We start from the raw sequence: 12,362 nt of genomic DNA, 5'->3' as shown, positions 1-12,362 counted from the left end.
GAAAGTACACAGATAAAAGTTGAGATAAATCTGCATTCAACCTAGTATTTACTTAGAGATGCACAGATTACACAACAGAGGTACTTGATGACAAAATCTAAAAACAAGCAATCTTCAGGTTTATTTGCACAAGCCTTTGGAGTGGCTAAAAAGCTCAGTTCAGAATTACAAAAACTGCAAGTGGCTCCAACGACATCGGGTGCGGAATTGGCAAACTCATCCAATATTGTTGAAGGCAAAGCCCGTTTCAAAAGTCCGTTTGAAGTGGAGAAATATGAAAATCCTCAACAAATGTTACGCCAACAATTCCCAAAACTGTCGCATCAGCTGTTAGGTCGCCATTACAACCGAGTCAATAACGTCGCTTCATTTGTATCTCCAGATTTAGGAGAGAAGGTGTCTGACTATTTATTTCAATGGTTGAATGAGTTTAGTTCGAATAGCTCCTTAACAGAAAAAATTCTGGAAGAAGCCGGGGTGAAAGATATTATTGAGCTGACTCAGGATACGGGGCGTTCACAACGTTTAAGCCAGGCACTAATTGAGCAAAATAAATTACTCGCAGCAGCGCAGGGTGCAATTACAGGTGCTACAGGGGTGTGGGGTGCGGCGATTGATATCCCAGCTTCAATCGTACTGGCTTTGAGAACCATATATCAGACAGGGCGTTCGCACGGTTTTGATTTAACTGAAGATGCAGATCAAGAGATCGTTGCCTTTGTCTTTAAAGAAATTGACTTAAGTTTGGTTGCGGAAAAACAGACTTTGCTCGTCGCCTTAAAAGCATTGCAATCCATGTTGGAAACCCATGATTTACAGCAATTCCAGCAACTGCTTGGTTCAAACAATGATATTGAACTGGTGAAAAAGTGGTTGGTAGATGAAAATGGTCAGTTTAAATGGAACTGGCTCAATCGTATTCCGCAAGCATCGGTAATTGGGAAATTGACCCCGATTGCGGGTGCAGCACTGGGTGGTTTCTATAGTTGGAGATTATTGGATGATGTTGGCCATAAATCTCAGGCGATTTTTGGTGCAGCCCGATTTTATATCAATGAACATCCCAATGAAAAAATTTCACCTTTAGAGGCTTATTTCAAAGCAGAACAACTGTTGAAAAAAGCGAGTCCGCGTTTATTAAGTTCTGCGGCAGTTGAAGGCAATAACGCCACCTCAGAGCAACAGAATAATGTGAATACCAAAGTGACTGTTCAAACGAAAGAAAATACGGCTGCTAAGGGTTCTGTGGGTGACAAGGTTGAAGAGGGAATTCAGCAATTAGCAGAGCAGCATGTCGTTGAGCATCCGCATACCGAACAGCAGCCTGCGCTAAAGCAGCAAGAGAACTTGTCGGTTGAAGAGGGCGCTGAAATGGGTACAGAAACGAAAGCACTTGATATCGAACCTGCATCAACAAAACCTAGCTAAGCGTTGTATGCAATTTTAGATATCAAAACACAACAAAGCCAAGAAATGGTCAGCACTAACAATGTTGACCATTTTTACTTCTTAGCTTACAATTATGTGCCCTTAAAAAGAGGTTCTTTTCTTTTTTTAAGGTTGTTTAATAACGGGAGAATTGCCAAATGGCAACAACAAATCAGTTGATCCGTAAGGGTCGTACGACTTTGATTGAAAAATCAAAAGTTCCTGCGTTGAAGGCTTGTCCACAACGTCGTGGTGTATGTACACGTGTTTATACTACTACACCTAAAAAACCTAACTCAGCAATGCGTAAGGTTTGCCGTGTTCGCTTAACTTCAGGTTTTGAAGTATCTAGCTATATCGGTGGTGAAGGTCATAACTTACAAGAGCACAGTGTTGTTCTTATCCGTGGTGGTCGTGTTAAAGACTTACCAGGTGTACGTTACCATACCGTTCGTGGTTCTTTAGACTGTGCTGGCGTTAAAGATCGTAACCAGTCACGTTCTAAATACGGTGCTAAGCGTCCTAAGAAGTAATTCTAGGAAACTAGCCCAAACAACCCTTTAGCGTTTCGCTTGTTTGAATTCTTCATAGATTTGTAATTCAAGCGACGTATAGTAAGGCCAGCGTCGTGTACATGACACTTGTACAAACTGCTGGATTATCCTGAAGTGTCATATTATTAGGTGTATTAAAATGCCAAGACGTCGCGTAGTCGCTGCTCGTGAGATCCTTCCAGATCCAAAATTTAGCAGCCAAACAATCGCTAAATTCATGAACCACGTAATGCAAGATGGTAAAAAATCTATTGCTGAAAGTATCGTTTACGGTGCTTTAGACCGCGTTCAAGAAAAAAACAAAGTAGACCCAGTTGAATTTTTCGAGACTACTCTTGAAAAAGTTCGTCCTATGGTTGAAGTAAAAGCACGCCGTGTTGGTGGTGCTACTTATCAAGTACCTATGGAAGTACGCCCATCCCGTCGTACTGCTCTAGCTATGCGTTGGTTAGTAGATGCTGCTGCTAAGCGTTCTGAAAAAACGATGGCTTTACGTCTTGCTGGTGAGTTGCTTGATGCAGCTGAAGGTAAAGGTGCAGCGATCAAAAAACGTGAAGACGTGCATCGTATGGCTGAAGCCAACAAAGCCTTCTCTCACTACCGTTTCTAAGCGGATAAAACAGTCCCTAATCAGGAGAATATTCATGCGTACCGCAGCACGATTCAACATCGCTCTTTACCAAAGTGGGGGCTTTGCGGGTATTTAAGTTGCCTGCATGGATATTCGCGCGCATCAATTTAATTGATGCGTCCTGTTTTAAATATAACATTTAGGAATGTAGACATCATGGCTCGCCAAACCCCAATTAGTAATTACCGTAACATCGGTATTTCTGCGCACATTGACGCAGGTAAAACAACTACAACTGAACGTATTTTGTTCTACACAGGTGTATCTCACAAAATTGGTGAAGTACACGATGGTGCAGCAACAATGGACTGGATGGAACAAGAGCAAGAGCGTGGTATTACAATTACCTCTGCTGCTACAACTTGTTTCTGGTCTGGTATGGCTAACCAATTCCAACAACACCGTATCAACGTAATTGATACACCGGGACACGTAGACTTCACAATCGAAGTTGAACGTTCTATGCGTGTTCTTGACGGTGCGTGCATGGTTTACTGTGCAGTTGGTGGTGTACAGCCTCAGTCTGAAACTGTATGGCGTCAAGCGAACAAATATAAAGTGCCTCGTTTAGCATTCGTGAACAAGATGGACCGTACTGGTGCAAACTTCTTCCGTGCTGTTGAGCAAGTTAAAACTCGTTTAGGTGGTAATCCTGTACCTATCGTTGTGCCAATCGGTGCAGAAGATACATTTACAGGTGTTGTTGACCTTATCGAAATGAAAGCGATTATCTGGGATGAAGCATCTCAAGGTATGAAGTTCGAATACGGTGATATTCCTGCTGACCTCGTTGAGACTTCTCAAGAATGGCGTACTAAGATGGTTGAAGCTGCGGCTGAAGCATCTGAAGAGTTAATGGACAAGTACTTAGAAGAAGGTGATCTTTCTAAAGAAGAAATCATCGCTGGTCTTCGTTCACGTACATTGGCGTCTGAAATCCAAGTTATGCTTTGTGGTTCAGCGTTCAAGAACAAAGGTGTTCAACGTATGTTGGATGCTGTAATTCAATTCTTGCCTTCTCCAACAGAAGTTAAAGCAATTGAAGGTATTCTTGACGACAAAGATGAAACTAAAGCATCTCGTGAAGCATCTGACGAAGCGCCGTTCTCTGCACTTGCGTTCAAAATCATGAACGATAAGTTCGTAGGTAACTTAACCTTCGTACGTGTTTATTCTGGTGTTCTTAAACAAGGTGATCCGGTTTATAACCCAGTTAAATCTAAGCGTGAACGTATCGGTCGTATCGTGCAAATGCATGCGAACGAACGTCAAGATCTTGATGAAATCCGTGCAGGTGATATCGCAGCGTGTGTAGGTCTTAAAGACGTTACGACGGGTGATACATTATGTGATGAGAAAAACATCATTACCCTTGAGCGTATGGAATTCCCAGAGCCAGTAATTTCATTGGCTGTTGAACCAAAAACTAAAGCTGACCAAGAAAAAATGTCAATTGCTTTAGGTCGTTTGGCGAAAGAAGATCCATCGTTCCGCGTTCGTACAGACGAAGAATCTGGTCAAACAATTATTGCTGGTATGGGTGAGCTTCACCTTGACATCATCGTTGACCGTATGAAGCGTGAATTCGGTGTTGAAGCGAACATTGGTAAACCAATGGTTGCTTACCGTGAAACGATCAAAAAGTCTGTTGAACAAGAAGGTAAGTTTGTTCGTCAAACAGGTGGTAAAGGTAAATTCGGTCATGTATATGTTCGTTTAGAACCTATGGATGTTGAAGAAGCTGGTAAAGAATACGAATTCGCTGAAGAAGTTGTCGGCGGTACTGTACCTAAAGAATTCTTTGGTGCGGTTGATAAAGGTATTCAAGAACGTATGAAGAATGGTGTATTGGCTGGTTACCCTGTTGTGGGTATCAAAGCGACATTATTCGATGGTTCTTACCACGATGTCGACTCTGATGAATTGTCGTTCAAAATGGCTGGTTCATACGCTTTCCGTGACGGTTTCATGAAAGCAGATCCTATCCTTCTTGAACCAATCATGAAAGTTGAAGTTGAAACTCCAGAAGACTACATGGGCGATATCATGGGTGACTTAAACCGTCGTCGTGGTATGGTTCAAGGTATGGACGATCTTCCTGGTGGAACAAAAGCAATTAAAGCAGAAGTTCCATTGGCTGAGATGTTTGGTTACGCGACTCAAATGCGTTCTATGTCTCAAGGTCGTGCGACTTATTCTATGGAATTCGCTAAATACGCTGAAACTCCACGTAACGTGGCTGAAGGCATCATCGCTAAGTTCCAAGCTGGCGGTAAAAAAGGTGACGACGAGTAATCTTTCGATTACTATATTACCCAACTAAAATTTAGTTAAAAACCAAGTGCTCATGGGCGACCCTCATGAGCAGTTTATAAAGGAAGATCATCATGGCTAAAGCCAAGTTTGAACGTAATAAACCACACGTAAACGTGGGTACAATTGGTCACGTTGACCATGGTAAAACAACTTTAACTGCTGCGATTGCAACTATCTGTGCAAAAACTTACGGCGGTGAAGCGAAAGATTACTCACAAATCGACTCAGCTCCTGAAGAAAAAGCACGTGGTATTACCATTAATACTTCACACGTAGAATACGATTCTCCAATCCGTCACTACGCTCACGTAGACTGCCCGGGCCACGCCGATTATGTTAAAAACATGATTACTGGTGCTGCTCAGATGGACGGCGCGATCCTTGTATGTGCTGCGACTGATGGTCCAATGCCACAGACTCGTGAACACATCCTTCTTTCACGTCAGGTTGGTGTACCTTACATCATCGTATTCTTGAACAAGTGTGACCTTGTTGATGATGAAGAATTACTTGAATTAGTAGAAATGGAAGTTCGTGAACTTCTTTCTACTTATGACTTCCCAGGTGATGACACTCCAATCATCCGTGGTTCAGCGCTTCAAGCATTAAACGGTAACGATGGTCCTTATGGCGAGAAAGCTGTAATCGACTTAGTTGCTGCACTTGATTCTTACATTCCAGAACCAGAACGTGCGATCGACAAAGCATTCTTGATGCCAATCGAAGACGTATTCTCTATTTCAGGCCGTGGTACAGTTGTAACTGGTCGTGTAGAAGCGGGTATCGTAAAAGTTGGTGAAGAAGTTGAAATCGTAGGTATCAAAGATACGGTTAAGACAACTGTAACTGGCGTAGAAATGTTCCGTAAATTGCTTGACGAAGGTCGTGCAGGCGAGAACTGTGGTGTTCTTCTTCGTGGTACTAAGCGTGAAGACGTACAACGTGGTCAAGTACTTGCTAAACCAGGTACAATCAAGCCGCACACTAAATTCGATGCAGAAGTATACGTACTTTCTAAAGAAGAAGGTGGTCGTCACACTCCATTCCTTAACGGTTACCGTCCACAGTTCTACTTCCGTACAACTGACGTAACTGGCGCGATCAAATTACAAGATGGCGTTGAAATGGTTATGCCTGGTGACAACGTAGAAATGTCAGTAGAGTTAATCCACCCGATCGCAATGGACCCAGGTCTACGTTTTGCGATCCGTGAAGGTGGTCGTACTGTAGGCGCTGGTGTTGTTGCTAAAGTAACTGCATAATCGCTTAGAGTGATAAAAAAACACCCCTTTGGGGTGTTTTTTTATGCCTATTGTTTTTGTATTTCTTTTCTTATGTCGAAATTCTAGTCTTCAATTAAAATTTCCTTTTACGTCAGAAAAGTAGTTTCATTGGTTTTCTTTTTTCTCTTGCGTCGAAAATTTTAATACTTAATTAAAATTTCCTCCTCATGTCCTAAACTGATAATACGCTGTCCTAAACTGCACTTATTTGATTCGTATAAAAACGTAATATAAAACTCAAGAAAACGAACAAAATGCTCAGTGGCGATATTTCACTGAAAAGGAGTAGGCAGCATGAATGCTAAAGTAAATGTTTCGAATCGTGCAGGTGCAAGTTTCCCAGTACGTCGTATGAATTTTGATTTTGATCAGGTTCCAGAATATTGGGTGAGCGGTTCTGCTGGTTTAACTCATTTTATGACAGGTTTATCTGCATTGTTCCCAGACGGTGAAAAACTGTTTATTGATTCAGTACGTGCTGTGCGTTATCACCCAGCCATTAAAGATAATCAGGAACTACAAAAAGAAATCAGTGCTTTTATTGGTCAAGAAGCCATGCATACCCAAGAGCATGTTAACTTCAATGCTTCAGCTCAAAAATATGGGCATGATGTTGAGACTTTGGAAAGAAGAACAGGTGTCGTGATTCAAACAGGACGTAAGCTGTTTGCTAAATTAGTCAAGCCTTTCGGTATGACTCAAGAAATGGTGGATTTGACAGCAACAACGGCACTGGAGCACTTTACTGCAACGATTGCTTCGGAGCTGCTGCGTAATCCGCATATTCAAGCATTGATGCAAGATAAGACCATGGAATATATGTGGTTATGGCATGCAGTAGAAGAAAATGAACATAAAGCGGTGGCTTATGACGTGTATGAAGAAATTTTTGGACGTGGTGTGAAGGCGTATGCACTCCGTAATACTGCACTTGTTGTGGCAATGGTTGCGATTTTCCTGACCCAATCTTCATTCGTTATAAAATTATTGAAAGATGATGGAAAATTAAATCTTAAAGAGCTCGGGATGATTTATCAATATGCCTATAGTCCATCGAAAGGGATTATTTCTGGGATGGCGGGGGAAATGTTGGCCTACTTCAAGCCTGGCTTCCATCCCAATGATTTAGATACCGTGCAATTATTGCAGGATTGGAAAGCAAAATTGGGTCTGTAAACTTTCCTTATTTTGACCTCGTTACTCCTGAAAAGGGACAATAAATATTGTTCCTTTTTTATTTTAATCTTTCATTTTATACAAGATTTTAAACAGATTCAGATGTCCTCAGATGATGTTTTTCTGACCTTATCTGCACTTATTTCATGCGCTAAAAAGGGCGTATAAATAAAGTATAGAAAAGAATCAAGCAAGAATATTCATCGGATAGGAGAACAAGGTATGAATGCTAAAGTCAATATTTCAAACCGGGCTGGCGCCAGTTTCCCTGTACGCCGCATGGATTTTGAATTCGGTGAAGTGCCACGTTATTGGGCCAATGGTGACGCAGCACTCACACATTTTATGACTGCACTTTCAGCTTTATTTCCAGAAGGTGAGCAGTTCTTTGTGAATAGTACCCGTGCAGTACGTAATGAACCTCAATTGGCTGATCCTCGATTACAGAAAGAAATCAGCGCCTTTATTGGTCAAGAAGCGATGCACTCCAAAGAGCATTTGGCTTTTAATGCTTCGGCTGAAGCGTATGGTTATAAAGTACGTGAAATGGAAGGACAAACTGGACGTTTAATTAACAGAACCATTGGTATTGCCTCAAAAATATTAAAACCTTTTGGTTTTAGCAAAGAAATGATTGGATTAACAGGGACCTGTGCGTTAGAGCATTTTACTTCTACGATTGCTGAAGAATTATTAAGCAATCCAGATATACAAGCCATGTTTATGGATGAAACCATGTACCATTTATGGATGTGGCATGCGGTAGAAGAGAATGAACACAAAGCAGTTGCTTTTGATGTTTATCAAGCCATGTATGGACAAGGCCCTAAAGCCTATTTTATGCGTTCACTGGCTCTCATCATTGCAATGGGGTTAATCTTTATTACCCAATCTTATTTCACTGCAAAACTACTCCAAACCGATGGCAAGCTGACGTGGCGTGATAGCAAATATATGATCAAATTTATGTATGGCTATAAAGGGTTTATGGTACGTCAAATCCCAACTTTATTAGATTTTTTAAGACCTAAGTTTCATCCAAATGATCAGGATACCACTGAGTTGTTGAATAAATGGCGAGCTGAACTGGGGTTTAATTTGAGTTAACTTCAATGGGCAGCAAAAACTGCCCATTTTTTTATTCAAATTTTGTTTTAAATTGCCGATAATCTGTAGCAGTATTTTTATAGAGTGATAGATCGTGATTCGATTGATGCAGGAAAGCGATTTGGATAGTGTTGCTGCAATTGAGCGTTTGGTACAAACCCATCCTTGGAGCAAACAACAGTTTCAGGAGTCTTTAGCTTCATATCAATGTACGGTTTATGAGCAGGCCAATCAGGTGGTGGGTTTTTGTATTTTGCAGCCAGTCTTGGATGAGGCAAATTTATTATTAATGGCAATTCACCCAAGTCAACAAGGGAAGGGGCTCGGATATACCTTGTTGGATGATTCTATTCAGCAATTAAAAAACCATCCGATCCAGATTTTTTTAGAAGTCCGTGAAAGTAATACAGCCGCCATTGGTTTGTATGAAAAAACCGGTTTTCATCAAATTGACTTACGCAAAAATTATTATCCCAATACGGATGGCTCAAGAGAGCATGCTGTGATTATGGTCAAAACATGCACCGATGATTTTGCTGCGTTATTTAATAATTAAATTATTCCACTCTGAGGGTAGCGTACTCATCAATGAATTTCCCAGCTGATGGATCTCATGGTCTGAGAGTGGGCGATTGAGTCGACGCCATTGTCCATCGAGCAATAACTCCAGTGGGGTATATTGCGATTTATAATTCATTTTAGGTGAATGTGGTACCCAATAGCCTAAGTAGAGATAATCTAAGTTTAGTGTGCGTACATATTCGATTTGTTTGAGAATCGCGAAAACACCGAGTGAGCGACGTTGTTCATTTGGATCAAAAAAGGTATAAACCGCTGAAAGGCCATCATCCATTAAATCGCAGGTTGAAACCCCAATCAGTTTTTGATCTTTCCATAATTCTATAAAGAAGCTTTCTGTGCAGCTATGTACCAGAAATTTTTCAAACTGGTCTAGGCTGGCTGGGTACATATCGCCATCGGCATGACGTTCATTGATATAGCGTTCGTACAGATCATAATGCTGCTGAGTCGCTTGCGACGTTGGCAAAATACTCATTTGCAAATCTTGATTGCGTTTCCATGCCTTTTTTTGGCTGCTGTTCATTTTAAATTCTTGAACAGGAACACGACAGGATAAACACTGGCGACACAGATGACATTCTGGACGATAGACAAAATCGCCGCTACGACGAAAACCGACACGAGAAAGTTCTGACAAGGTCACCACATCAATACGGTGAATTGGATCTAAAAACACCATCCGTGCCGATTTGTTATCGAGATAACTGCAATCATGTGGCGGCGTAATATAGTACTGTAAGTCATTTAAAAGGGACTTGGGTTGATATGATTTCATTAATCTGTCCCTCCAAGGTGTTAATCCGTTAACCGTCTAATTTTGCAAAAACTGCTATTGTTTTACTTGAAAATACACGTTCTTGATAACTTTTCCAATTGATAGAGGGGGCAATAATTACATCTTGTAACGATTTAAGATAGTCTTGGCGAGAAAGTGTACGGGCACCAAGGCTCAGAAGGTGATCATTGACCAATTGGCAATCAATCCAAGGCAACTGATTTTCTTGTCCAATTAACATCAAGGCATAAAATGCCATTTTAGAAACATCAGTTTCAGTGCTAAACATGGACTCACCGAAGCAACCTTTGCCGATCGTGACACCATATAAGCCACCGACCAGTTTATCTTGGTTCCATACCTCAATACTATAAGCATAACCCGCTTGGAATAATGCACAATAGCCTTCAATGATATCTTCACTAATCCAGGTCTCATTGGCATAGCTACGTGGCATGGAGCATGAGCGAATCACTTGTTCAAAAGCATGATTGACACTGATTCTATAATCATGCTTTTTCATATTCCGGATTAAGGATTTACTTGGTTTGTAGGTGTGAGGTTCGATAATGCACCGTGGCTCGGGACTCCACCAGCAAATCGGTTCATTTTCATTAAACCAAGGAAATAATCCATGTGTATAAGCTTCAAATAAAGTGGAGGGCGACAGATCGGCTCCAATACAGATAAATCCTTGACCTTCGGGATCAGCTTCAACTGGATTGGGGAAAATATAGTGTGAGGGCGGAAGCAGTTGCATAGCACAAAAAGTAAATAACAATCATTCTAAGCTAACTGAAGTTGTCAGGAATGGCAATCTTCGTTATTGCCATTCCCATGTCGGGTTTAACTAAATAAGCGCAGCTGTTTGGCAATATGGAGTTTTTTGCTGTCCAAGAACAATTGTGCTTTGCCTTGAATAATTTCGAGGCTTTTCTCTTGGTCCGATACAGTTTTCCCTTCACTGTTCAAAACTAACCAATTGAGTTGATTCAGCACATCCTGCACGTAATGGGCAAATTCGCTCGCAGACTTTAGACCTTCAACAAAATGTGCGCGATAAAACAATTGATGGAAATGTTCTGTTGCTAAACCGATACCCGTAATTGGGCTAATCAACACATTATAGTTTTGATGAAAGCTGGCTTGTTGCAGTAAATAATGATTCAAACGGTGGCATTGCTCCAACGTCTGCTGCTTTGGCTCTAAGCTTTGGCAGGGTTGGGCCAGTCCGAGATGCGAGAGAATGACCAAGGCATTGAGAATTTTTGCATAATTGAGCTGAGGAAGACTTTGCTCTAATTCAGCAATGGTCAGTGGGCGATAGTTTTCCTGAGCAAATTTATCGCCAATAGGCTGATAAATTTCTTCAATGAGATTGAATGTTCCTAGCAGGCCACTGATACTGGTTGGAAGTTGTTCCTTGGCCGTAAGTAATACAAAGGCAGTTTTACGCAGTCGTTCTTGTGTTTGTAACGGGGTTAAATTATTTTTCCCTCGAATAAACAGATCGCGTCTAAATTGGGTATTGGCAAAATAGTCACGGCATTGTTCTTTGAAAATGGGATGTTCAATGGCATTTAGAAAGGCTTGGTGTTGCTCAGAAAAATTAATATTATCTAAGTGCGTACTTAAATCGGTTGAGCCTGCATAAGACAGTTTGATTTCATCCAGAATTCGGACAATCTGCTGAAAGGAAAAACATTGCCAGTCTTGGTTTAGATATTCGTGAATCAAATAATTGGGGTTTTGTTGTTTTAAATCGGCGACTTTTTGCAATGCATTGGGGTTGCGTTGGGCAAAAATAGGGTTTTGTTGTAGTAAATCCTCACTAAAGCTCAGTGCTTCATTGACCTTTTGCAGTGGATTGGTACTTTTACTATTGAACTTGAAGTGACTATGGAACAACTCACGAATTGGCATATTGGCTGCCCAACCCGTAACACAGTTATAGCTGATGTAAACAATACCATTGGGCTTTAGAAACTTACGGATAAATTTAAGAATAATGTGTTGATTCTCATAGCTGATCCAACTCCAGATTCCATGCAAGCTAATAGAGTCAAACATGGGTAAGTCGGAACGATTCAGTAATTCTTCAAAGCTGTCGTCATAGAAATAGTGTTCGGTCTTGCTTTGTTCAGCCAGCTGGTTGGCATGAGCTGCGTGGGCTGGGTTGAAGTCCGTCCCATAAAATGCTGCTTCATTCGAGGTTGCATGAATATTAATGCTGACGCCCTGACCAAAGCCCAGTTCGCAATGATGATGATTTTCCTGAAAGTCCGGGCTATCGATACCGTTCAAGAGTAAGCAAAACTTTTGGAAATTCGGGCTGAGGTCTCGATAATAACCGTAGGTATAGTTCACTTCCGTTTGGTAGCCATTCGTCCAGGTCGTTGTCATTGATATATCCTAAAAGGCTGATTGCTGGTATGTGTAAAAAGTCGTCAATTTTTTGATTGTATGGATACTGGCATAAAAAAACCACCAAAGATTGGTGGTTTTTCGAT

Annotated in this window: 11 protein-coding genes; 8 read left to right on the top strand and 3 right to left on the bottom strand. The window is 41.2% G+C overall.

Annotation, left to right across the window (positions count from 1 at the left end; all coding sequences use genetic code 11):
* Positions 1–87 precede the first annotated feature (87 nt).
* The 8 genes from F907_RS04645 (at position 88) to rimI (ending at position 9,051) form a co-directional block, all read left to right on the top strand.
* Positions 88–1,428 carry an EcsC family protein gene (locus F907_RS04645; protein WP_016652857.1) on the top strand — a complete coding sequence of 447 codons (1,341 nt, stop codon included), beginning with the start codon at positions 88–90 and terminating at the stop codon, positions 1,426–1,428.
* 158 nt (positions 1,429–1,586) lie between these two features.
* Positions 1,587–1,961 carry a 30S ribosomal protein S12 gene (gene rpsL, locus F907_RS04650; RefSeq protein WP_004638184.1) on the top strand — a complete coding sequence of 125 codons (375 nt, stop codon included), beginning with the start codon at positions 1,587–1,589 and terminating at the stop codon, positions 1,959–1,961.
* A 160-nt stretch (positions 1,962–2,121) separates the two neighbouring features.
* Positions 2,122–2,592, top strand: coding sequence for a 30S ribosomal protein S7 (gene rpsG, locus F907_RS04655; RefSeq protein WP_004655203.1), 471 nt, complete (start codon positions 2,122–2,124; stop codon positions 2,590–2,592).
* Between the two features lie 177 nt (positions 2,593–2,769).
* Complete coding sequence (gene fusA, locus F907_RS04660) at positions 2,770–4,908, top strand: elongation factor G (RefSeq protein ID WP_005239239.1); 2,139 nt, start codon at positions 2,770–2,772, stop codon at positions 4,906–4,908.
* 92 nt (positions 4,909–5,000) lie between these two features.
* The gene (tuf, locus tag F907_RS04665) at positions 5,001–6,191 is read left to right on the top strand and encodes an elongation factor Tu (RefSeq protein ID WP_004802222.1); all 1,191 of its coding nucleotides are present in this window, start codon (positions 5,001–5,003) and stop codon (positions 6,189–6,191) included.
* 315 nt (positions 6,192–6,506) lie between these two features.
* On the top strand, positions 6,507–7,388 hold the full coding sequence (locus F907_RS04670) for a metal-dependent hydrolase (protein WP_016652856.1): 882 nt from the start codon (positions 6,507–6,509) through the stop codon (positions 7,386–7,388).
* A gap of 222 nt (positions 7,389–7,610) precedes the next feature.
* Positions 7,611–8,495: a metal-dependent hydrolase gene (locus tag F907_RS04675; RefSeq protein WP_005273361.1), complete on the top strand. Its 885-nt coding sequence runs from the start codon at positions 7,611–7,613 to the stop codon at positions 8,493–8,495.
* A gap of 94 nt (positions 8,496–8,589) precedes the next feature.
* Complete coding sequence (rimI, locus tag F907_RS04680; RefSeq protein WP_171068387.1) at positions 8,590–9,051, top strand: ribosomal protein S18-alanine N-acetyltransferase; 462 nt, start codon at positions 8,590–8,592, stop codon at positions 9,049–9,051.
* On the opposite strand, the gene F907_RS04685 is transcribed toward rimI, so the two are convergent.
* The 3 genes from F907_RS04685 to F907_RS04695 form a co-directional block, all read right to left on the bottom strand.
* The gene (locus tag F907_RS04685) at positions 9,037–9,852 is read right to left on the bottom strand and encodes an arginyltransferase (protein ID WP_016652854.1); all 816 of its coding nucleotides are present in this window, start codon (positions 9,850–9,852) and stop codon (positions 9,037–9,039) included. The genes rimI and F907_RS04685 overlap by 15 nt on opposite strands.
* A 28-nt stretch (positions 9,853–9,880) precedes the next feature.
* Entirely contained in the window at positions 9,881–10,612 is a 732-nt protein-coding gene (gene aat / locus F907_RS04690) for a leucyl/phenylalanyl-tRNA--protein transferase (protein WP_016652853.1), read from the bottom strand.
* Positions 10,613–10,698: 86 nt separating this feature from the next.
* Positions 10,699–12,255 (bottom strand): methyltransferase regulatory domain-containing protein, encoded by a 1,557-nt coding sequence (locus tag F907_RS04695; protein WP_016652852.1) that lies wholly within the window; start codon positions 12,253–12,255, stop codon positions 10,699–10,701.
* Positions 12,256–12,362: the final 107 nt, after the last annotated feature.

The sequence above is a fragment of the Acinetobacter colistiniresistens genome, assembly GCF_000413935.1.
Taxonomy (GTDB): Bacteria; Pseudomonadota; Gammaproteobacteria; order Pseudomonadales; family Moraxellaceae; genus Acinetobacter; species Acinetobacter colistiniresistens.
The sequence above is the reverse complement of the archived record's forward strand: the minus strand, read 5'-3'. Positions and strand labels throughout refer to the sequence as shown.